At 72.1% G+C, this 21,979-nt stretch carries 13 protein-coding genes; 5 read left to right on the plus strand and 8 right to left on the minus strand.

Annotated elements, in window-relative coordinates:
* Positions 1–100: 100 nt before the first annotated feature.
* Positions 101–2,587: an ATP-binding protein gene (locus VHC04_RS10525; protein ID WP_325680844.1), complete on the minus strand. Its 2,487-nt coding sequence runs from the start codon at positions 2,585–2,587 to the stop codon at positions 101–103.
* The gene (locus VHC04_RS10530; RefSeq protein WP_325680846.1) at positions 2,584–3,738 is read right to left on the minus strand and encodes a hypothetical protein; all 1,155 of its coding nucleotides are present in this window, start codon (positions 3,736–3,738) and stop codon (positions 2,584–2,586) included. The genes VHC04_RS10525 and VHC04_RS10530 overlap by 4 nt, the downstream gene beginning before the upstream one ends.
* 67 nt (positions 3,739–3,805) lie before the next feature.
* Here VHC04_RS10530 and VHC04_RS10535 point away from each other — a divergent pair, with 67 nt between their 5' ends.
* A complete protein-coding gene (locus tag VHC04_RS10535; protein ID WP_325680848.1) occupies positions 3,806–5,101 on the plus strand; it encodes a class I SAM-dependent methyltransferase in 1,296 nt (431 codons plus the stop codon).
* Positions 5,102–5,228: 127 nt separating this feature from the next.
* On the plus strand, positions 5,229–6,107 hold the full coding sequence (locus VHC04_RS10540) for a hypothetical protein (protein WP_325680850.1): 879 nt from the start codon (positions 5,229–5,231) through the stop codon (positions 6,105–6,107).
* A gap of 68 nt (positions 6,108–6,175) precedes the next feature.
* Here VHC04_RS10540 and VHC04_RS10545 read toward each other — a convergent pair whose 3' ends face one another.
* Together VHC04_RS10545 and VHC04_RS10550 are read right to left on the minus strand one after the other, a co-directional pair.
* On the minus strand, positions 6,176–7,078 hold the full coding sequence (locus VHC04_RS10545; protein WP_325680852.1) for a hypothetical protein: 903 nt from the start codon (positions 7,076–7,078) through the stop codon (positions 6,176–6,178).
* The gene (locus VHC04_RS10550) at positions 7,078–8,862 is read right to left on the minus strand and encodes a gamma-glutamyltransferase family protein (RefSeq protein WP_325680854.1); all 1,785 of its coding nucleotides are present in this window, start codon (positions 8,860–8,862) and stop codon (positions 7,078–7,080) included. The genes VHC04_RS10545 and VHC04_RS10550 overlap by 1 nt, the downstream gene beginning before the upstream one ends.
* Before the next feature lie 33 nt (positions 8,863–8,895).
* Here VHC04_RS10550 and phnN point away from each other — a divergent pair, with 33 nt between their 5' ends.
* Positions 8,896–9,432, plus strand: a complete 537-nt coding sequence (gene phnN / locus VHC04_RS10555; protein WP_325680856.1) for a phosphonate metabolism protein/1,5-bisphosphokinase (PRPP-forming) PhnN — start codon at positions 8,896–8,898, stop codon at positions 9,430–9,432.
* A 99-nt stretch (positions 9,433–9,531) separates the two neighbouring features.
* Here the strand turns inward: phnN and VHC04_RS10560 are convergent, their stop codons facing one another.
* The 4 genes from VHC04_RS10560 to VHC04_RS10575 form a co-directional block, all read right to left on the minus strand.
* Entirely contained in the window at positions 9,532–11,625 is a 2,094-nt protein-coding gene (locus VHC04_RS10560) for an acetate--CoA ligase family protein (RefSeq protein WP_325680858.1), read from the minus strand.
* A 140-nt stretch (positions 11,626–11,765) separates the two neighbouring features.
* A complete protein-coding gene (gene pbpC, locus VHC04_RS10565; protein ID WP_325680860.1) occupies positions 11,766–14,006 on the minus strand; it encodes a penicillin-binding protein 1C in 2,241 nt (746 codons plus the stop codon).
* Positions 14,003–19,120: an alpha-2-macroglobulin gene (locus tag VHC04_RS10570; protein WP_325680861.1), complete on the minus strand. Its 5,118-nt coding sequence runs from the start codon at positions 19,118–19,120 to the stop codon at positions 14,003–14,005. Before VHC04_RS10570 ends, pbpC begins: the two co-directional genes overlap by 4 nt.
* 120 nt (positions 19,121–19,240) lie before the next feature.
* On the minus strand, positions 19,241–19,966 hold the full coding sequence (locus VHC04_RS10575; RefSeq protein ID WP_325680862.1) for a response regulator: 726 nt from the start codon (positions 19,964–19,966) through the stop codon (positions 19,241–19,243).
* Positions 19,967–20,279: 313 nt separating this feature from the next.
* Between VHC04_RS10575 and VHC04_RS10580 the strand changes: the two genes are divergently transcribed.
* Positions 20,280–21,452, plus strand: a complete 1,173-nt coding sequence (locus VHC04_RS10580; protein ID WP_325680864.1) for a thiolase domain-containing protein — start codon at positions 20,280–20,282, stop codon at positions 21,450–21,452.
* A 6-nt stretch (positions 21,453–21,458) separates the two neighbouring features.
* On the plus strand, positions 21,459–21,857 hold the full coding sequence (locus tag VHC04_RS10585) for a Zn-ribbon domain-containing OB-fold protein (RefSeq protein ID WP_325680866.1): 399 nt from the start codon (positions 21,459–21,461) through the stop codon (positions 21,855–21,857).
* Positions 21,858–21,979: the final 122 nt, after the last annotated feature.

Below are 21,979 nucleotides of genomic sequence, written 5' to 3' on the forward strand. Positions count from 1 at the left end.
TGCTCCGCGCGCCTGCTCCCCGGCGTCAGATCCCCGGCGTCAGATCCCTTGGCGCCTGATCCCTGCGCCTGATCCTTGGCGCCCGTTCCCAGGCGGGCCGCTATCCGCCGGGCGCGGCCGGCGCCGACACCGGGGCCATGGCCAGGGCGATCGCCCGATCCAGCTTCTCCAGCGTCACCGGCTTGGTCATGAAGGCGTTCATGCCGGCGCGGTAGCACGCATCCTCGATCTCGCCCGCGACACTGGCGGTCAGGCCGATGATCGGCACCCGGCCGCGCCGCCCGGTCAGGTCGCGGATCGCCTCGGCGGCGGCCAGCCCGTCCATTTCCGGCATCGCCACGTCCATCACCGTCAGGTCATAGGGCCGGGTCCGTATCGCCTCGACCGCTTCCAGCCCGTTCACCACCATGTCCACCCGGTGACCCAGCCGCTCCAGCAGCCGGGCGATGACCATCCGGTTGGTATCGTTGTCGTCGGCCAGCAGCACGCGCAGGCTGCCGGGCTGGGGCGTCAGCACCGGCGCCGCGTCCGCCACCACCAGGGGCAGGTCGAAATAGAACATCGAGCCCCGCCCCGGCTCGCTCTGCACGCCGATCCCGCCACCCATCTGCTCCACCAGCCGCTTGCAGATCGCCAGCCCCAGGCCGGTGCCGCCGTACTGGCGGGACCCGCTCTCCCCCAGCTGCGAGAAGTGACGGAACAGCAGGGAGACCTTCTCGGACGGGATGCCGATACCGGTGTCGGTCACCCTGAAGGACAGCCGGTTCGCCCCGCCATCATCCTTGAACAGGCCCACATGCACCGCCACGCCGCCGACCGAGGAGAACTTCAGGCCATTGCCGATCAGGTTGATCAGGATCTGCCGCAGCCGCCCGGGATCGCCGAAGATCCGCCGCGGCACCTGCGGCGCCACCTCGGCCGACAGCGTCAGGTGCTTCTCCTGCGCCTGGCCGATCAGCAGTTCGATCGTCTGCCCGATCTCCTCCCGCAGGTCGAACGCCTCATTCTCCAGCTGCAGCTTGCCGGCATCCAGCTTGGACAGGTCCAGGATGTCGTTGATCAGCTGCAGCAGGTGGTTGCCGGACTGGCGGATGATGCGCACGTATTGATGCACGGTGCTGCCCAGCGGCATGTCCATCAGCAGGCTGGCGAAACCGATGATGCTGTTCATCGGCGTCCGGATTTCGTGGCTCATCATCGCCAGGAACTCCATCCGCGCCCGGCCGCTCGCCTCGGCCGCGTCCCGGGCGGCGGCCAGCTCCGCCTCCACCCGCTTGCGTTCGGTGATGTCGGTATAGGTGCGCACGGCACCGCCATCCGGCATCGGGTTGGTGGCGATCTCCAGCACCGTGCCGTTGGGCCGGCAGCGTTCATACGTGTCGGGCGTGGAGGCGATCCCGCCGGCCGCCAGGGTCTGGCGCAGGCCGTCGGGATATTTGTCGGGATCGCCGAATTCGCCGCTTTCGACCTGCCACGCCACCACATCGCGGAACAGCGGCTGTCCCTCCAGCAGGGCGGGCGGCAGGCCCAGCAGCTCGATCGCCCGGCTGTTGATGACGCCGACGCGGCCGTCCGGCTCCACCATCTGGATGCCCTGGTTCATGTTCTCCAGCGTCACCGCCAGCACCTCGTTCGACCGCAACAGCCGCCGCCGCTGCCGGATCATCAGCAGGGTCACGCCGATGACCCCCAGGGACACGATGCCGCCCCCGGCAACGCTGACCGACCGGTTGAAGCGATAGGTGGCGAAGACGTCGTCCTGCGCCAGGCCGACGGTCAGCAGCAGCCCCGGCTGTTCCAGGCGTCGGAAGCTGTACAGCCGCTTGGTGTGGTCCAGCGCGCTTTCCGCCTCGAAATGACCGGCCGGCGCCTCGCGCCGCATCAGCCGCATGAACGTCGAGTCGAGGGTCCGGCCCACCGTGTGCGGCCCGTCCGGCACGCGCGCCAGCACGTCACCCTGCTGGTCCGCCAGCGTGATCGAGCCGTTCCCGATCGCCATCGACGCATAGAAGCGGGAGAGCTCGGCCGGATCCAGCAGCGCCGCCAGCGCCCCTTCGAAGCTGCCGCCTCCCGCCGCAAGCGGTCGCCACAGCACGATCATCGGCCGATTGGACAGCACGCCGGTCAACGGCGCGCCGACCATCAGCTGGTCGGCGGGGTTCTTCGCCATCGCCTTGAAGGCGTCCCGCTCCGCCAGGTTCACCGATTGCGCCGGCGGACCCTCGGACGTCTGGGCGACATTGCCGGCCTTGTCGACCAGCAGCAGCATGACATCGTCGCCATGCACGCGCGGATGCGTCCGCGACCATGCCGCGAGGTCGAAATGAGCGGGGTCCCGCTCATACTGATCGCGCGCCCGCTGCAGGGTCTGATCCAGGCCGCCGACGACCCGCGAGATATTCTCGGTGAAGGCGCGCACCAGGTTGTCGGCGTCCTTGGCCGCGTCCTCCTGCACCGCCTGGCGCTGGCTTTCCATGTTCACGAGGATGCTGCCCCAGATCACCGCCAGGGCCAGCAGCATCACCGCGATATGGCCGAGCATGCCGTACCGCTGCCTGCGGTACAGGTTCGCCGCGGTACGCGTCATCGGCCGGGCCCCCGGCCGCTGCTCGGGCCGGCATCACCGTCCGGATCGGAATCCGGCCGCCCGCGCGCCGGCTGCGTCAGGAACCAGGCCAGCATCGCGGCCTGCTCGTCGGTGGGATAGGCGTGCGACAGGTCGGCAATCTCCCGGTAGGTGACGGCGGCGCCGGCGGCCGTCAGGGCCCGTTCGGCGGAGCGGGCCACGCCGACCGGAAACATCCAGTCCAGCGCCCCGTGAACGAGGTAGATCGGCAGCCGGGCGACCCGGCGCGGATCGGTCATGGCCAGCAGCATCGGATGGAACGACGCCGCGACCGGCGCCAGGTGCGTGAACGGCGATCCGTCATCCAGGCCGGACAGCAGCGTGAACGTGCCGCCGTCGCTCATGCCGGTCAGCAGCAGCCGCGCCGGATCGATCCGCCAGCGGGCACCGACCTGGTCCAGCACGGCGGCGATATGGCCGACATCCACCTGCGGCTCCATCAGCGACCAGGTCGACCCGACAGCGGTCGGCGCCACCACGATGAACCGGTGGACCCGCGCGAGCGGCACCCAGTTGGACAGGAACAGCCGGCCATGGCCCAAACCGCCGTGCAACGCCACGACCAGCGGCGCCGCGCGGCCCCCGGGTCCAGCGCCGTCCAGCGCCGGCGGCACGTAGACGGAATAACCGCCCCGCTCCCGCAAATCGTTGTCATGGTGGGACACGCCGGTGCCGGGCGGACCGGGCAGGGCCAGGCGCGCCGCCAGCGCGGCATCGCCGCGCATCGCCGCGGGCAGCAGGAACCGGCTGACCTCGGGCCGACGCTCCGCCTCCACCAGCAGCGCCAGCGCGCGCTGATACAGCCGCAACGCGCGATACGCATCCAGCATCGGGTTGTCGGCATCGCCCGCCTGCCGTATCCCCTCGCAAGCGCGCAGGGCCAGCGCCGCGACATCCCGCAGCGGGACGTCCAGACCAGCCTGCCGGTCGGACAGCGCCGCCGCCGGTTCGTCCAGGCAGGCCGCCAGCGCGGGCAGGCAGGGCGGATACATGGCGCGGCTGACCCGGCCCAGCGCATCCATCAGCGCGAACAAGGCATCGGACGCGCCGACGGACGCACCGGCCGCCAGGCGCGTCCCTAAGTCCCCGTCCTGGTCCTGTCCCTCCGCCATTCGGCGTGCCCTAAGATTGATAGCGGGTAATCCGCGACGCTTTACACGGAAACGAGGGGGGATGCACGTGCCACGGTTGCATGAACGGCTATTGGCGGTATGGGACCATCTGGGGCTGCGGCGGGCCCATGTCGCCACCCAGATGGCGGGCGACGTGGCCGACCTGGCCGCTCAGGCCGGGGAGCGGATCGGCAGCCTGCTGCTCTGCGTTCCCGCGCGGCTGGACCCGGCGCCGTTCGCCGCGCTGGCCGACCGCATGGTGCTGGTGTCCGGCGCCACCGGGCTGACCGCACAGGTCACCGCGCAGGCGGCGGCACGCCTGCCGGGCGCGCGGCGCGTGGTGCTCGACGGCTATGACGCGCCCGGCTGGGCCGATGTCGTCGCCGACCGCACCGAGGCGCTGCTGGCCCTGTTCCGCCAGTTGCCGCCGCTGCCCGCCGCGCGGCTGGCGAATGGCGAGGGCGAACATGCCGGCGTGACCTGGCGCATCCTGGGCAGCGGACCACCGCTCGTGCTGCTGCCGTTCTTCCTCGCGCCCTCGCAGTGGGAGCCGGCGGTCCAGGCGCTGGCGCGGGACTGGACGGTGATCATCCTGGGCGGCCGGCATGTCGGCGGCGTCGCGGCGCTGGAGGACCGGGCGGCCTCGGTCAGCTACCAGGGCATGGTGCGCACGCTGTGGGACGTGATGGGCGTCTGCCCCGGCGACGCCATCCTGGATGTCGGCTGCGGCTCCGGCGCGCTGGACCGCCTGCTGGCCGCGCGGCTGGGGCCGGGCGCGCGCATCACCGCCACCGACCTGAACCGCTTCCTGCTGCGCGAGGCGGCGGCCCTGGCCGCGGCGGACGGCGTGCGGGACCGCATCGACTTCCGCTTCGCCAACGCGGAGGCCCTGCCTTTCGCCGATGCCAGCTTCGACCGCGCCTTCACCGTCACCGTGCTGGAGGAGTGCGACGCCGCCGCGGCGCTGCGCGAACTGTTCCGCGTGCTGCGGCCCGGCGGGTCGGCGGGCGTGATCGTCCGCTCGATCGACCTGCCGCAATGGTGGAACCTGCCCTTGCCGCCGGCGATCGCCGCCAAGGTGACGGTGCCGCCGCAATCGGTCGCTGCCGCGGGCACGGCGGATGCCGGCCTGTATCCGCGGATGCGGCACGCCGGGTTCACCGCGCTGCGCTGCTTCCCCAGCCTGGTCACGCTGGACCACCCCGACGGCTCGATCTGGCGGTATCGGGAGGACCACGCCCTGTCCCAGCTCGGCGACGCCGAGCGCGCGGCCTGGCGGGGGCTGACCGCCGATGCCAGGGCCTCGGGCCTGCTGTTCATGGCGCACCCGATGCATTGCGTGGTGGGAACAAAGCCGGACTGAGCCGGACGGTCCCGGCGGCGATTCCACACGCGCGCGAGCGTCATTGAGGAATAAATGCCTTGAAATCCCGACAACGCCTCCCCACTCTCCGGCGCAGCCCCGTCAGCCCGAGCGAGCTTCGATATCCATGAACGATCCAGGCATCCTGGTGTCTCCGCAGATTGCGCCTCTCCTGGCACTCACCCTGCAACTTTTCCTACCATTGACGCAGGGTGACGGGGCACGCGCCATGGACCTGGCGGGCGCCGCGCTTCGGGAATTCAGCCCCCGGACCATCGAGGAGCTGCGGACGGCCCAGCAGATCGTCGGTTTCGGCACGCACGCGATGCTGGCGCTGGCCGATGCGATGAACCCGGAGCTGTCACCGATGGAGGCCTGCCGCTGCCGCGCCTCCGCCGCCGCCATGCTGCGGTCGGAGCGGGCGGCGCGCCGGCTGCTGGCGTCGATGCGGCCCGAGCCGGCGGACAAGCCGGACCACGACGCGGCGAAGCCCGGGCGCCCCGCATCGGGCATGCCGGCGCCTGCCATGGCGGCGCGTGAGACCGCGGCCGCGGCGGTCACGGACTCCGCACGGAGCCTGGCGCCGGCCGGCCGCCCGGGTCGGCAGGGCAGTGGCGCGGCGTCCCAGGTCCCGGTGCCGGCGGCCGAGGCCGGATCGGCGGCGTCCGGGCCGGACGGCTCGATCCAGCCCGCACCGGCGGCGGTTGCCTCTTCCGGGCCGCATCCCGCCGGGTCGCATCCTTTCGGCCCGAGTCCTTTCGGCCCAAGTCCTTTCGGCCAAAAATCGATTCCGCCCCATCCGCCGCGCGCCGGGCACGACCCGCGGGGAGCGGCGGACCCGGCCATCCGATCCGAGCACGATGAGATGGCCGAAACCGCCCGCGCCGTCCGCGCGACACTGGCCGATTCCGCGTTGGCGGACCGGGTGATCGCCGAGGCGGAACGGACCCCGCGCGGCATCCGCGCGGGACAGGAGACCGCGCCGCCGCGCCGCCTGGCGTCATAGGCGCGATCGCCTGAAGCCGGCGGTTGGAAGGCCGTGCCGGCAAGCAAAACGGCCGCCGGCAAGGCCTTCTAACCGCCGGCGGACGCCTGCAGGAACAGGTCGAAGGTGATACAGACCGGGTTGGCGCCGCGGGCCAGCCAGCCCTCATGCACGCGCCCCCGCATATCCACGGCCAGCAGGTCCAGCGCCGCCCTGCCGTCGCGCACGAAGCCCCGGCGCACCAGCACCTCGGTCGCATCGTCCGGCACGGTCGTGCCATCCGTGAAACACGCGCCGACCAGGCTCCCCAGGCTGCCGCGCACCACCGCGTCGCGCATGCCATGCGCCGCCGCCACCGTTTCCATGGCGGCCAGGATATCCTGGTTCGGCTTCACCCGGGCCACCACGCCCGATGTCCCCGGTATGTCCGATGTCCCCGGGGCGGGCTCGCCCGATGGGTGGAACCCCGGCGGCTGGACCTCTGATGGCTGGAACTCCGACGGCTGGAACAGTGAGAAATTCGTTTCCGGATCGGCCCGCGTCGCGATGCGGACCTGTCGGAACCCCCAGGCGGTGGCCTCGGCCGGGGCGCTCAGATACGTGTCCGCCGGCAGGATATGCCCGCCGCGGCGGGCGCCGTCCGGCTCGTGCCAGACGGCATGGCAATGGATCGCGGGCGCGGCATCCGCCCAGCCGAAGGTCGCGTTCGCCAGCTCGATCCGGCTGGTTCCCTCTGGCGCCTGCGTGGCCGAGAACCAGGCGACATGCGCCTGATCCGGCGAGGGGTTCGGCATCACGTAGCGGAACGGGTTCAGCGCCGCGCCGGCGAAGCTGACGGTGGCGCACTGGAAGCCGGCTGCCGCCAGCGGCTCGGCCACCGCCTGTTGCAGCGAGGCACCGGCCGGCAGGGTCAGGGTCAGGCGGCGGGGCGCCGCGGCAAATGCCTCGATCCGCGCCGGATGCACCGGTCCCGGTTGGCGCAGCGTCCGCATCAGCGGCCGACCGCATAGCCCTGCATGCCGCGCGGATTGGCGCCGGCATACATCTGTCCATCCGCCTCGATGCGCGCACCGGACAGGCGGCCCTCGCTCCAGTCCTCGCCCCTCGACGCGTCGTGGCCGCGCGCCAGCAGGTCCTCCAGCACGTCATCGGCGAAGCGGCCTTCCAGCACCAGCTTGCCGGGACGCGCCACGCGCGGCCAGAAGCTGGACGGCCAATGCTCCGAGTGGAACGACGGCAGGTCGATCGCCTGCTGGATGCCCAGCCCGTGATGCACCATGCGCAGGAACATGATGGTGGACCACTGGTCCTGCTGCTCCCCGCCCGGCGTGCCGAACGCCATCCATGGCTCGCCGTCCCGCAGCGCGAAGCTGGGCGACAGCGTGGTGCGCGGCCGCTTGCTGGGCTCCAGGCTGTTCGGCAGGCCGGGCTTCAGCCAGAACATCTGCCCGCGTGAGCCCATCGGGAACCCCAGCTCGGGGATCACCGGGGAGGATTGCAGCCACCCGGCCGAGGGTGTGGCGCTGACCATGTTGCCGAAGCGGTCGATGACATCGATGTGGCAGGTGTCGCCGCCGCTGGCGCCCAGCCGCGCCAGGGTCGGCTCGCCGGCGCCGGCCGCGGCATCGTCGTCCAGCAGGGCCAGCCGGTCGGCGGCGTGATGATCGACCTCGGCCGCGTAGCCCGGGATGCTGCCCGGGCGCAGCGCGGCGGACGCGGTTTCCGCGATCAGCCGGCGGCGATTGCCGTTGTAGTCGTCCGACAGCAGCGTCTCCATCGGCACCGACACGAAATTGGGGTCGCCGTAATAGGCTTCCCGGTCGGCATAGGCGAGTTTCGCCGCCTCGGTCACCAGGTGCACGAACTCCCCGCCGACCGGGTCCAGGTCGCCCAGGTCGAAGCCCCGCAGCAGCGCGAGCTGCTGCAGGAACACCGGTCCCTGGCTCCACGGCCCGCATTTCAGCACCGTGTGGTCGCGGTAGTCATAGGCCAGCGGCTCCTCGACCGAGGCGGACCAGATGGCGAAGTCATCCGCCGTCAGCAGGCCGCGATGGCGCCGGCCGGAGGTGTCCAGGATGTCCTGGCCCCGGAAGAACTTGTCCACCGCCTCGGCCACGAAGCCCTTGTACCAGGCGGCGCGGGCGGCATCGATCCGGCCTTCCCGGGTGGCGCCGACCGCTTCGCCGACCAGCCGCTCGTAGGTGTCGGCGAGCGCCGGACGGCGGAACAGCGAACCGGGCGCCGGGGCGTCGCCATTTACCAGGAACACCTCGGCGGAGGTCGGCCAGGCTTCCTGGAACAGCGGCCGGACGCGGGAGATGGTGGCGCTGACCCGTGGCACGACGTGCACGCCGTTGCGGGCGTAGCCGATCGCATAGGCCAGGACATCCGCCAGCTCCCAGGTACCCCAGTCGCGCAGCATGACGCACCAGGCGTCGAAGGCGCCGGGCACCACGGCGCAGAGCAGGCCGGTGCCGGGCACCAGGTCCAGGCCGAGCTTCTCGAACGCCTCGATCGACGCGGCGGCGGGCGACGGGCCCTGGCCGCAGATCACGTGCTGTCGGCCGCTGACCGCGCTGTGCAGGATGATCGGCGCGTCGCCGCCGGGGCCGTTCAGGTGCGGCTCCGCGACATGCAGGGTGAAGGCGGCGGCGGTCGCGGCGTCGAACGCATTGCCGCCGCGTTCCAGCACCGCCATGCCGACCTGGCTGGCGAGCCAGTGCGTGCTGGCGACAACGCCGAATGTACCGGCTATCTCGGGCCGGGTGGTGAACATGCGCTGCGTCCTTCGGTCGCGTTGGGGGAAACCATGCTAGTTCTGGTAGTCGGGCCGAGCGGCGCGGGCAAGGACACGCTGCTGCGGCTGGCGCGGGAGGGGCTGAGCGGGGAGGCCCGGGTGCGCTTCGTCCGCCGGGTGATCACCCGCCCCGCCGATGCCGGGGGCGAGGACCATGAGGCGGTGACCGGGGCCGAGTTCGGCCGCCGGAACCACGCCCTGCAATGGACCGCGCACGGCCTGCGGTACGGCATTCCGACGCAGATCGGCGCGGACCTGGCGCGCGGCCATGTCGTGGTGGCGAACGTGTCGCGCGGCGTCATCGCCGAGGCCGCCGCGCGGTTTCCGGTGCGGGTGGTGCTGGTCACCGCCCCGCCGGAGGTGCTGGCCGCCCGCCTGGCCGGCCGTGGGCGGGAGACCGCGGCCGACATTGCCGCCCGTCTCGCGCGGGATGTGGCGCTGCCCGAGGGCGTGCCCACGACGACGATCGTGAACGATGGTGCCCCGGAGGCCGGCGCCGCCCGCCTGATCGCGCTGCTGCGCGAATGGGCGGCGGGAAGCGGAACATAGGTGAACGCAACGAGCCTGCCGGCCGCCGGCTTCAAGCCGGCCCGCCCGGCGCGGGGACGCGTCGCCGCGCCCCGCCGGAGCCGGGCCGGAGCCAGAACGTTACTCCGCCACCTCGATCACCGCGTCGGCGGCGAAGGCGCCCTGCCCGTCCGGCATCGCGAAGACCGGGTTCAGGTCGATCGACACCAGCTTGTCCCCCGCCGCCGCGGCGAAGGCGGACAGGCGGGACAGCATCGTCGCCAGCGCCTTGATGTCCGCCGGGGGGCGGCCGCGCGCGCCCTGCAGCAGTGGCGCGCCCCTGATCGAGCGGATCATCTGCTCCGCCACGTCCTCGCCGAACGGGCAGCGGCGGAACACCACGTCCTTCAGGATCTCCACGAAGATGCCGCCGAGGCCGAACATCGCCATCGGCCCGAACACCGGGTCGCGGATGATGCCCATGATGCACTCCACCCCGCCCTTGAGCTGCTTGGCCACCAGCACGCCCTCGATCCGCGCGGTGGGGGCGGCGCTCTTCGCGCGGTCCAGCAGAAGGGCAAAGCCCTCGCGCACCGCGTCCGCATCGGCCACGTCCAGCAGCACGCCGCCGATCTCCGACTTGTGCAGGATGTCGGGGGACAGGATCTTCATCACCACCGGGAAGCCGAACCGTTCGGCCGCGGCAACGGCCTCGTCGGCGGTGGCGCAGGCGGCCTCGGGCGCCGACGGCACGCCGGCCTCGGCCAGCAGCTTCTTCGCCTCGGCCTCGGTCGGCGTCGCCGCCGGCAGCGTCACTTTCGGCACGGCCGGGGCCGGCGCGGGCTTCGGCGCGGCGAAGGCGGCGCCGAAACGACCCATCGCGTCGATCGCCGTCACCGCCCGCGTCGGGTCCTCATGCACCACCCAGCCATCGGCCTCCAGCTCCGCCCGGCCTTCCGGCGGCACGATGACCGACAGCACATACAGCCGGTCCGGGTTCTCGGCCTTCACCTGGTTGAGCTGCTCGCGGATCGCCGGCCAGCGGCGGGACGACGCGGTCATGCTGAAGAAGCCCAGCACCGAGGAATAGCCGCCGTCACGGACCATCGATTCGGTGAAGGTCTTCACCAGGGTCACGTCGTTGGACACCTGGGCGGTCGCGTCCACCGGGTTGCGCGGGGCGCAGAACGGCACCAGCTCACGCAGCCGCTTCTGCGCCGCCGCCGGCATCTCCGGCATCTCTAGCCCCAGCGCCTCGGCCGAATCGCTGATCAGCACGCCGGCGCCGCCGGATACGGTGATGACGCCCAGCGTATTCCTCACCGGATAGATCTTCCGCGTCGCGGTATGCGCGATGTCCAGCATCTGCTCCGAGTTCACCGCCCGGAACACCCCGAACTCGTTCATCACCGCCTCGGTCACCGCGTCGTCGCCGGCGATGGAGGCGGTGTGCGACTGCGCCGCCTTGCCGCCCAGCTCACTGCGGCCGACCTTCTGCATCACGATCGGCTTGCGGGCCTCGCGCGCCGCCTGCAGCGCGGCGACCAGGCCCGCGGACTCGCGGATGCCCTCGGCATAGACGGCGATGACGTCCACGTCCGGGTTCTCGGCCAGCCAGCCGATGCACTCGCCGACCGTCACGTCCGCCTCATTGCCGGTCATGACGCACAGCGAGGCGCCGATGCCGCGGTTGCGGGCCAGCGTATACAGATGCGTGCCGTAAGCGCCGGACTGCGAGGCGATGCCGATCCGTCCCATGACCGGCCAGCCGGAATCGAAGGAGGAGGAGAAGGTCGCGTAGTACGACCGCCGCGCGTCGAACACGCCCAGGCAGTTGGGGCCGAGCAGGCGCATGCCCGAGGCCTTGGCGATGTCGACCAGCTTCTTCTGCGCCTCGGCCCCCGCCTCATCCATTTCGGCAAAGCCGGCGGTGAACATCACCACGGCCTTGCAGCCCCGGCTGGCCAGATCCTGGATCGCCTGGGTGGCCAGCTCGGCCGGCACCGCAACGATCGCGGCATCCGGCGTTTCCGGCAGCGCGCCGACCGAGGGATAGGCCTTGATGCCCTGGATCTCGGCGCGGTTCGGGTTGATCGGATACAGCGTGCCCTGGAAGCCCTGCGCCTTCATATAGGCGATCGGCCGGCCGCCGATGCGGGTGGCATCCGAGGATGCGCCGACGACGGCAATGGATTGCGGCGCAAGCAGCGGCGTGAGGCCGGCGAAACGTGACATTGTCCTGGACGGTTCCCGAAACAAGTTGGCGAAGCGCCTATCCTGGCCCGCAACGGTCCATCCCGCAACCGCCGGCTGGCCGGCTCAGCCATGCGGCACCGGCAATGTCGCCACGACCGGCATGCCGCCGCCGGGAACGGTCAGCGCACCCGCACCGAGGCCTGTGCCGCAGCGCCGTCCGCGTCCACCACGGTGATCCGGTAGAAGCCCGGCGAAGGCGGCAGCCACGACGCCTCCCGCCGCGCGGCGTCGCTGTCCAGCGGGGTGCCGTCGACCAGGAAGGTCAAGGGGCGGCGCCCGCCCATGGTGCGCAGGGTCACCGCGCCGGCATCGGACAGCACCGCCCGATCGGGCGGGAACAGCAGGTGCAGCGCGTCGGACCGGGGTGCCGCCTGGCCGGCGAGGCCGATCGGCGCCGTCAACGCCGGCGCCGTCAACGCCGGCGGCGGCGCGGCACGCGGGGCCGGCGGCAGCAGGTCGAAGACATGGCTCAGCAGCGGCACCGCCAGCGATAGGCCCGTCGCGGCGGGGATCGCGGTGCCGTCCGGCCGGCCGACCCAGACGCCGACGACATGCCGCCGGTCGAAGCCCAGCGCCCAGGCATCGCGGCCGCCCCAACTGGTGCCGGTCTTCCAGGCAATGCCGGACTGGCCGCGGTCGGGCAGGCGCTGGGTCAGCACGTCCGCCACGGTCGCCGCCGCGCGCGGGTCCAGGAACGGGCGCAAGTCCAACGGCTGGCCGGCGAACAGGCGCAGCGCCGCCATCTGCCCGTCGGTCGCCAGCGCGGCATACAGACCGGCCGCCTGGCGCAGGGTGATGCCGCCGCCGCCCAGCGCCAGCGGCAGGGAGGGCGCGGCATGGCGCGGCAGCACCAACGGCACGCCGGCGACCCGCAGCGCCTCCAGGAAGCGCAGCGGCCCCACGCGGTCCAGCAGCGCCACCGCCGGCAGGTTCAGCGACCGCCGCAGCGCGTCGGCGGCGGTCACCACGCCGTGGAAGCCATGGTCGAAGTTCTCCGGCGCATAGCCGCCGAAGCGGCGCGGCAGATCGTCCAGCACCGTTTCGGGGCCGACCCGGCCATCCTGGAAGGCCAGCCCATAGATGAACGGCTTCAGCGCCGACCCTGGCGACCGCACCGCTCGGGTCAGGTCCAGCGCCGCCGCCCGCGCCTCGCCGCCGCGCGGATCGCCCGGCACGATCGCCAGGACCTCCCGCGTCCGGGCATCGGCGATCAGCAGGGCCAGCGACACGCGGGGCGGCAAGGTGGCCAGACGCTCCGCCGCCAGCCGTTCCAGCGCCAGTTGCAGCGGCAGGTCCAACGTGGTGACGACGCGGGTGCCGGGGGGCAGGGCTCCGGTGGGCAGGTCGGACGGATGCGGGCCGGCGGGCATGCCTGCGAAGGCAGGCATCGCATGGCGGGGCATCGGCTGCCGCGCCCGCGGCATGCCGGCGTCCAGGATCGCGGCTGCGGCCAGGGTCAGCGGGGCTGGCGCGCCGCCCTCGCCATGGTCCATGGCGGCCAGGATGCGGTCTCGCAGCAGCCGCGCGCGCTCGGCGTGGCGGTCGGGCCGCAGCGCCTCCGGCCGGCGCGGGATCGCCACCAGCAGCGCGGCTTGGGCGGGGTCCAGCAGCCGCGGTTCGGCACCGAACCAGGCCAGGCTGCCGGCGCGCACGCCTTCCAGGTTGCCGCCCATCGGCGCCAGGGTCAGCCAGATGCCCAGGATGTCGCGCTTGGTGAAATGCGCCTCCAGTTGCAGCGCCCGGGCAATCTCCAGAACCTTGCTGCGCCATGTGCGCGGTCGCGGTTCGAGCAGCCGAGCGGCCTGCATCGTGAGGGTCGAGCCGCCGGAGACGATCCGGCCGGCGCGCAGGTCGGACAGCGCCGCGCGGGCGATGGCGACCGGATCGATTCCGAAGTGATGCCAGAACCGGCGATCCTCGGTGGCGACCAGGATCTCCAGCAGCACCGGCGAGACGTCGTCCGCGGTGACGCGCAGCCGCCAGATGCCGCCCTGGGCCGGGCGCAGGGCGACCAGGCGGCCCTGGCGATCGACGATCTCGGTGCCGGTGGCGCTGAGGCGGGACAGGTCGGGCGGGAACAGCCGATCCAGGACGACGGCCCCGCCGGCCGGGACGGCCAGAACGGCCAGGACGGCCAGCAGGAGGCCGGCAGCCCGGCGCCAGCCCGCTCGGCGGAGCGGCGTTCGGCGGACCGGCGCTCGATGCCGCCGGCCCGCGCCAATGGGAGGGGTTGGTCCCGCCAGGCCCGAATCCGCACCGACGGCGGGGGCCGGAACCGGCGGGTCCGTCCCCGCGCCAACGGGAGAGGCTGGCGCCGGCGGGCTGGCGATCGGCCGGCCGGCTTCCCGCCGGCGTTTCATTCCGGCGGCAGGACCTGGATGCGGTTGACGCCCTGCCGCGCGTAGACGGCGGGGATGTACATATCGGATACCTCGGCGCCCGGCAGCTCAAAGGAACCGGGTGTCACCGCCCGCAGCCGCACGGCGACGCGGAAATCGGGCGTGTCCTTGTCCAGGACGATCACGGCGGCGAAACGGTCCTCGGCGGCGGACTGGGCCTCGACATCGGTCAGGCCGGTCAGCCAGGGCAGGCCGGCGGCGGCCGCGTCGGGGATGCGCCCGACCACCTCCCAGCCCGCCGGCAAGCCCTGGCTCAGCAATACGCGGTGCGGCTGCCCGTCCTCCACCTTGCCTTCCAGCACCAGGACGAACGTCGCGTTCTGCCGCAGCGTGTCCAGGTTCAGCGTCTCGCCGCTCATGGCCAGGAAGCGGCGGCGCACCTGCATCTGGCTGCGCGAGGCCGGCAGCGGCGTGGCCGGAATGCCGGTCGAGGCCACGCTGGCCCAGACCGGCTTATGCCCCAGGTTCCGCACCGACCCGTCCTGGGTCAGCGGCGCCGAGACCACCGGCGCCTCGGGGAGCGGCGTCCCGTTCAGCGCCACGCGGACCGGCGTCCCGTCACGGCCCAGCACCGCGGCGGCGGCGACGAGCCACGCCTGCTCCTGCGTGTTCAGCCGCTGCGGCACCAGGTCGGGACCGGGCAGCGCGGCGGCCAGCAGCGCGATGCGGTCCGGCGCGGCGCCATTCTCCTTCATCAGCACCAGGGTCGCGGCCCGGTCCCGCAGGGTGGTGCCGTAATCGAAGGCCCACCAGTTCCGCACCGGCGCGGATGCCGCGGCGGCGAAGGCGGTCTCGGCGCGCGGCATGTCATGCGCCAGGGCCAGCGCGGCGCCCAGCTGCGCCCGCGACAGAGGGGTCGGCAGGGTCTTCAGCTGCTCGAACAGCACCCGGGCGGCGCCGGGCTCGCCGCGGCCGGCCAGGGCCAGGACATACAGGCGATAGGCGAACTCGGCGCGTCCTTCCGGCGTGTTGTCGGGCCCTTCCATGTCGCCGGTCAGGTATTTCAGGGTGGCATCCAGGGCGGCCTGGGGGACCGCCGCGCCGGCCTTGCGGGCGCGCAGCAGGAATTCCAGGGCGTAGTTGGTCAGCCAGGGCTGCGCCTCGCCGCCGGCGCGCCACAAGGCGAAGGCGCCGTCATAGCGCTGCCGGTCGAGCACCGCCGCCACCGCGGCCTGCAGCCGGCCGGCCTGGTCGCCCGTCGCGGCCATGCCGCCCGCCATGCCCTCGGGCAGCATGGCCAGCGGCAGGCCGCGGCTGGTCACCTGTTCCAGGCAGGTCATCGGGTAGTCGGCCAGCGCCTGCGTCAGCGCCGCGACGTCATAGCGCACCGGCGCGCCGAAGCTGGCGGTCGCCGCCCAGGTGCCGGGCAGGAAGGACGCGGCGGCGACCGGCAACGACACCTCGGTGTCCGGCGCCACGTCGCGGCCGCTGACCACCGAGACGGCGGGACGCGCCGGCCGCACCGTCAGCCTCCATTCGTGGTCGACCCGGAACCCGGTGGGGCCGCTGGCGGCCAGCCGGATGACCGCGGTGCCGGCGCCGGTCGCCTTCAGCGTGGTGAACGGCAGCGCGCTGGCACCCGGGGCCAGGGTGGTGCTCAGCCGGTCTGGCCCGGTCAGCGCCACCGGGCCTTCCAGGCTGATCGCCGCGCTGGCCTCGCCCGCTGGCAGATCCAGATTGTGCAGCAGCACGGGCAGGCGCACCTCGTCGCCGGGGGCGAGGAAGCGGGGTGGCAGCGCCTCGGCGATCAGCGGGTCGCGCACCGTGACGTCGGTGGCGCCGCCACCGATCCGCGTGCCCTGCCAGCCGACCGCCATCAGCCGCACCTGGCCGTTATAGTCGCCGATATCCAGCGGGATCACCGCCGTCCCGTCCGGCCCGGCCTGGACCGGCGGCACGAACAGGGTGACGGTGCGGGTCGGGTCCTCCCGCGGCATGGTGCCGAACGCATCGCCGCCCTGGCGCAGCAGGGTCGGGGTGCCGTCGGCCGGGGCCAGCAGCCGGCCCCAGTCGTCGCGGATATCCATCCCCAGCAGGCGGCGGCCGAGGAAATGCGGCACCGGGTCGGGAGAGGCGAAGCGGGTCAGGCGCAGGATGCCCTCATCCACCGCGGCGACGCTGACCCAGGCGCCCGGCGCGGTGTGCACCGGCACGACCAGCCTGCGGCGCGGGGCGGCGCGCGCCGGCGCGTCGAACACGACCGGCAGCGTGCGTGCCGCCGGGTCGATGCCGACCCAGGCGAGGCCGATCGCGCGGTTCGGCCGCTTGTCGCCCTGGCCGCCGCGGAAGACGTGCACCGTGACATAGGCGCCCGGCCCCCAGTCGGCCGAGACCGGCACGGTGACGTCGGTGCCGCCGGCCGGGACGTTCAGGGTCTTCAGCATCTGCACCTTGTCGGTCAGCACCAGCAGCGTGGCCTGGCCGGCGAAGGGCGGATCGATGTGCACGCTGACCGACCCGCCGGCCGGCACCGTCTTGCGGTCGACCGACACGTCCACCCGGTCCGGCACATCCGGGCTGTCACCGCTGGCCCAGCCGGAGCGGAACCGATAGGAGGTGATGGCCATGCCGCCGGCCTCGGAGACCTCGATCCGGTAGCGGCCCCAGGGCAGCTTGCGCCCGACATGCACCGGCGCGCCGGCATCCAGGGACAAGGCGCGGGTCTCCAGCGGCTCGTCGCGCCACACCGTCTCATACCGGGCGGTGCCATCGCGGCTGACGAGGCGCCAGTCGGGGCGTTCGCGGACCAGGCGCAGCCGCGCCTGCATCGTCGTGGGCACACCGTCGGGCGTCAGCGCCTGGATGTCGAAGCCCGCCTCGGAACCCAGGTTCACCGCGTCATCGGGAAACGCCGGGCGGATGCCGATCAGCGGCGCGGTGCCGCGCACCGGCAGGCTGGCGGCGGCATGCGAGGCATGGCCGGACGGGTCGTTCACCGCGATGTCCAGCTCCGCCTTCAGCGGCCGCGTGGTATCCGGCACCTGGTCCAGGCCGACCACCACCGCCGTGCGGCCGTCCCCGTCCGTGTTCGGCACCGGCAGGTCGCGCTGATCCGGCGCGAAGGGCTCATCCGCCAGGCCGAAGCGCCAGCCCGCGCGGTCGGCGAAGGGCAGCGGGTCCGCCACCAGCCGCATCGTCGCCGAGGCGCTGAGCTGTGCCGCCGGGGCGCCATACAGGAAGCGGGCGGTGACCGGGATGGTGGTCTTGCGGCCGACCGGCAGCGCCTTGGGCAGGTCCGGCGTTTCCACCGCCAACCGGTCCGGCACGAAGGTATCGACGCGGAATTCGGCGGTGCCGATCGGCGGCCGGGACGGATCGGCCTGCAGCTCGATGGTCCAGGTGCCGGCGGCGGCGCCGCGCGACAGGACCACCGGCAGGTGCAGCGCGCCGTCCGGCAGGCGCGGCGGCGTGGCCTGCAGGAAGACCTGGCCGTTCGGACGGCGCACGGTGACGCGGGCGGGGATGTCCAGCGACTGGCCGGCCGCGTCGCGCAGCAGCGCCATCACCTGCACCGTCTCGCCCGGCCGGTAGATGCCGCGGTCGAGCCAGACGAAGGAGTCGATCGGGCCCGGATTCGGCTGGCCGGAGACGCCGCGATCCGACAGGTCGAAGGCGGCGACGGTCAGGTCCAGCGCGGTGAAGTCGTCCTGCGGCCCGAACGCGTGCAGCACCGACGGGGCCAGCGGTCCCTCGCCGCGCAGCAGGGCGGCGGGAAAGCGGGCGACGCCGTCATTGTCGGTGGCGGCCTCGCCCAGGACATCGTTGTTGCGGGCCAGCAGGACCAGCCGGACGCCGGCGCGCGGCGCCGCGTCGGCATAGGAGCGGACCTGCACCGTCAGCCCGTCCGACCCGCGCCAGACGGTCGGCGCCAGGTCGGTGCGGAGCACCATCTGCACCGAGGCGGCGCCGTATTCGCGGGTGCCGTCGCCGGGCGTGGCCAGCAGCGCATACAGGCCGGGGCCGCCGGACGCGAGCGATTCGGGGAACGGCACCCTGGTCCGGGCGGTGCGGTTGCGCTGCCAATCGGGGATGTCGGCCTTGCCTTCCCAGACGACGCGGCCATTGGTGTCGCCGATGTCGTCGGCGGTGTAGCGGGACACCGGCTCCCCCAGCTTCTGGTCGCGCAGGAAGGGCGGGATGTTGCGCTCCGTCAGCCGCATCAGCTTCAGGTCAACCGCGGACAGGTTGACGGTGGACAGGGTCACGGCGGGTGCCTGGCCGCGTGGCAGGATATAGAAGCGGGTGTCGAAATCGATCCGCGGCCGGCGGTCCGGCATCGCCACCGGCACGGTCAGGTCGCCGGCCAGGGCCATGTCCTGTTCCGCTGGCAGGCCGGACCGGAACACCAGCCGCGTGGTCGCGCCCCAGGGCAGGCCGGAGACGCAGATCTCCCGCCCTTCCAGCGTGGCGGCGGCGCCGGCCACCGGCGGCTCCAGCCGCACCCAGTCCTGCGGCTGGAAATCGGTGCGCCGCGTCGGCGGCACGGTGAAGGCGACGCAGGCCCGAGCGGGTTCGGCTTCAGGCTCCAGCCGGACCGCGCGCAGGCGGACGCCGGCGGCGCGCTGGGCGTCGGCCAGCAGCGCCTTGTTCTCCGGCGTGTCGGCACGCTGGATCACCGCCTCCAGCACCGGGATCGCGGCTTCGTTCATCCCCTGGCCGCGCAGGGCGCGGGCGATGAGCTGGAGCGCGGGCAGCTGCGCCGCATCCGAATCGGCGGCCTCATAGGCGCGGGTGCCGGCGGCCAGCGCCCGGCGCCAGTCGGGCGGCGTGCGCTCAACATACAATTGACCGAGGGCGACCAGCGTGTCCGCCGGGACGTCGCCCATGCCGACGCGGCGTTCCAGCGCGCCGACGGCGGCGGCGGTGTCCTTGCGGGCAAGCGCCTGGGCCGCCTGCTGGTCCGCGTCCTTGCGCTGCTGGGCCGAGGCGCCGGCGGGAAACGCCCTGGTCAGGCCCCGCAGCCAAACCTGGCTGTCGGCCCGCAGGCCGGGCGGCAGCGGCTCATCGGCCCGGGCGGCGCCCTGCCCCAGCGCGGCAAACAGAAGCAGCAGGACACAGAGCAGACGCGGGACCATGGGCGATGCCTTCGGAGCGGTGTACGTCCGGGGGGACGCCCAGGCTGCTTAGCACGTGCGCGGGACGGTTTGCCCGTCAGTTGTTTTGCCCGTCAGCTGTTCTGCCGTCAGTTTTTGCCGTCAGTTATCGTGAATCACCGTGACCTGGGGCGTGAAGAAATAGCCGCCATAGCGGATCGTCTTGATGAAAGACGGGTCCTTGGTCCGCGTCTCGATCTTGCGGCGCAGCCGGCTGATCTGCACATCCACGCTGCGGTCGAACACCGCCGCCGCGCGGCCGTGCAGCTGGTCCAGCAGCTCATCCCGCGACAGCACCTTGCGCGGGTTGTTGCAGAAGATCGCCAGGATGTTGAACTCGCCGCTGGTCAGCGAGCGCGGCTGGCCGTCCGGGTCGAACAGCTGCCGGCGGGCAAGGTCGAGCTTCCACCCCTCGAACATCATCACCCGGGCGGTGTCGGCCTGCTGGCGCTCCGCCATGGCGCTGCGGCGCATCACCGCCTTGACGCGGGCGACCAGCTCACGCGGGTTGAAGGGCTTCGGCAGATAGTCGTCGGCGCCGATCTCCAGCCCGACGATGCGGTCGGTATCGGAGCCGCGGCCGGTCACCATGATGATCGGCACCGAGGACTTGCCGCGCAGGCGGCGGCAGATGCTCAGCCCGTCCTCTCCCGGCAGGCCGACATCGAGGATCACGAGGTCGATCTTCTCCGACGACATCACGCGATCCAGGTCGCGGCCATTGGCGGCCGGCGTCACCTCGAACCCATGCTCCGTCATGCAGGAGACCATCATCCGACTGACGTCCGGATCATCCTCCACGACCGCGATACGCGAAGACGTGTCCATGTCGCACCTTTTGCCTCGATGGAAGACCCTTGCACTTCAGTTGTATCACAAACAAGGCTCGGCTGGCCCTGGACATAATTTGAAACTGAACGGACATGGCCGGTAAGATCGCGCGGGCAATCCGGCGGGAACGGGACGAGGACGAGGGGGGCATGCCGCAACGGCAGGCGGACGGCGCCGGACCGCGTCAGGGCGGCGGGGTAGCCGAAGCTTTACCGATGGGTATAATCCGGGCCGCGACGGCGGAACATGGGTTGCCCCGCATCGCCGGTCGAATGGGGGCAGCCGCAACAGCCCTGATGGGGAGCGAAGCATGAGTTTGAAGGGTGCGGGCTATATCGTGGGGGCATGGGAACACCCCACGCGCAAGGCGACGGACAAATCGGTCGCCCTGCTCCACGCCGAGTGCGCCAAGGGCGCGCTGGAAGATGCCGGGCTGACCAAGGACGACGTCGACGGATATTTCTGCGCCGGTGACGCACCGGGCTCGCTCGGCGGCCTGTCGATGGTCGACTACCTGAACCTGAAGGTCCGCCATATCGACAGCACCGATGTCGGCGGGTCGTCGTACCAGGTGGCGGTCGGCCACGCGCTGGAGTCGATCGCGGCCGGCCGCTGCAACGTGGCGCTGATCACGCTGGCCGGGCGTCCGCGCAGCGAGGGCATGGCCACCGGCACCGCGCCGCGCGCCGGCAGCCCGGTCGATCCGGTGAACCAGTTCGAGTATCCGTACGGCCCGACCGTGGTGAACCAGTACGCCATGTGCGCCGCGCGCCACATGCACGAGTACGGCACCACCAGCGAGCAGCTGGCCTGGATCAAGGTCGCCGCGTCCACCCACGCGCAGTACAACCCGAACGCGATGCTGCGGGACGTGGTCACGGTGCAGGACGTGGTGTCCTCCCCCATGGTGTCCACGCCCCTGCACCGGCTGGACTGCTGCGTGATCTCGGACGGCGGCGGCGCGCTGATCGTGACGCGGCCGGAAATCGCCAAGAGCCTGAAGCGGCCGCTGGTGAAGGTGATCGGCGTCGGCGAATCGCCGAAGCACCAGATGGGCGGGCAGGTCGACCTGACCTACACCGCGGCCCGCTGGTCCGGCCCGCCGGCGTGGGAGATGGCCGGCATCAAGCCGACCGACATCAAATACGCCTCGATCTACGACAGCTTCACCATCACCGTGCTGATGCAGCTGGAAGACCTGGGCTTCTGCGAGAAGGGCCAGGGCGGCAAGTTCGTGCAGGACGGCAACCTGATCTCCGGCACCGGCAAGCTGCCGTTCAACACCGATGGCGGCGGGCTCTGCTCCAACCACCCGGCAAACCGCGGCGGCATCACCAAGATCATCGAGGCGGTGCGGCAGCTGCGCGGTGAGGCGCATCCGCAGGTGCAGGTGAAGAACTGCGACCTGGCGATCGCGCATGGCACCGGCGGCTCGCTGGGCACCCGCCATTGCGGCAGCACTGTCATCCTGGAACGGGAGTAATCGTCCATGGCCTACGTTGCACGAAAGATCCCGTTCGTTGGGACGCCTGACACCAACCCCGAGACCAAGCCGTTCTTCGAGGGCGCGGATCAGGGCAAGCTGATGATCAAGACCTGCACGAAGTGCGGCAAGGCGCATTTCTACCCGCGCAGCCTGTGCCCGTTCTGCTTCGGCGACACCGAGTGGAAGCAGGCCTCCGGCAAGGGCAAGATCTACTCCCTGTCCACGCTGGAACGCGCCAGCCCGCCCTACACCATCGCCTATGTGACGCTGGCGGAAGGGCCGACGATGCTGACCAACATCGTCGACTGCGACTACAAGGACCTGAAGATCGGCCAGGATGTCGTGGTAACCTTCGTGAAGACCGAGGACGGTCCGTCCTTGCCGTTCTTCAAGCCGGCGTAAGCCTGCCCGCCTTCCCCGCTTGCCCCGTCAATGGCCGGCTTTCGCCGACCATGACGGTAAGGGAATGGTAGGACTGGCGTAACGTCACGTGTGTCAAGAAACGGCGCCGGTCAAACCCAGAC

The organism is Rhodopila sp. (genome assembly GCF_035548095.1).
Classification (GTDB): Bacteria; Pseudomonadota; Alphaproteobacteria; order Acetobacterales; family Acetobacteraceae; genus Rhodopila.

What these genes read in the sequence shown, in the direction of transcription:
- VHC04_RS10545 (WP_325680852.1), bottom strand. Translation starts at nt 7,078, where the DNA reads ATGCGGACGCTGCGCCAACCGGGACCGGTGCATCCGGCGCGGATCGAG.
- VHC04_RS10585 (WP_325680866.1), top strand. Translation starts at nt 21,459, where the DNA reads ATGGCCTACGTTGCACGAAAGATCCCGTTCGTTGGGACGCCTGACACC.
- VHC04_RS10575 (WP_325680862.1), bottom strand. Translation starts at nt 19,966, where the DNA reads ATGGACACGTCTTCGCGTATCGCGGTCGTGGAGGATGATCCGGACGTC.
- pbpC (WP_325680860.1), bottom strand. Translation starts at nt 14,006, where the DNA reads ATGAAACGCCGGCGGGAAGCCGGCCGGCCGATCGCCAGCCCGCCGGCG.
- VHC04_RS10540 (WP_325680850.1), top strand. Translation starts at nt 5,229, where the DNA reads ATGAACGATCCAGGCATCCTGGTGTCTCCGCAGATTGCGCCTCTCCTG.
- VHC04_RS10530 (WP_325680846.1), bottom strand. Translation starts at nt 3,738, where the DNA reads ATGGCGGAGGGACAGGACCAGGACGGGGACTTAGGGACGCGCCTGGCG.
- VHC04_RS10570 (WP_325680861.1), bottom strand. Translation starts at nt 19,120, where the DNA reads ATGGTCCCGCGTCTGCTCTGTGTCCTGCTGCTTCTGTTTGCCGCGCTG.
- VHC04_RS10525 (WP_325680844.1), bottom strand. Translation starts at nt 2,587, where the DNA reads ATGACGCGTACCGCGGCGAACCTGTACCGCAGGCAGCGGTACGGCATG.
- VHC04_RS10560 (WP_325680858.1), bottom strand. Translation starts at nt 11,625, where the DNA reads ATGTCACGTTTCGCCGGCCTCACGCCGCTGCTTGCGCCGCAATCCATT.
- phnN (WP_325680856.1), top strand. Translation starts at nt 8,896, where the DNA reads ATGCTAGTTCTGGTAGTCGGGCCGAGCGGCGCGGGCAAGGACACGCTG.
- VHC04_RS10550 (WP_325680854.1), bottom strand. Translation starts at nt 8,862, where the DNA reads ATGTTCACCACCCGGCCCGAGATAGCCGGTACATTCGGCGTTGTCGCC.
- VHC04_RS10580 (WP_325680864.1), top strand. Translation starts at nt 20,280, where the DNA reads ATGAGTTTGAAGGGTGCGGGCTATATCGTGGGGGCATGGGAACACCCC.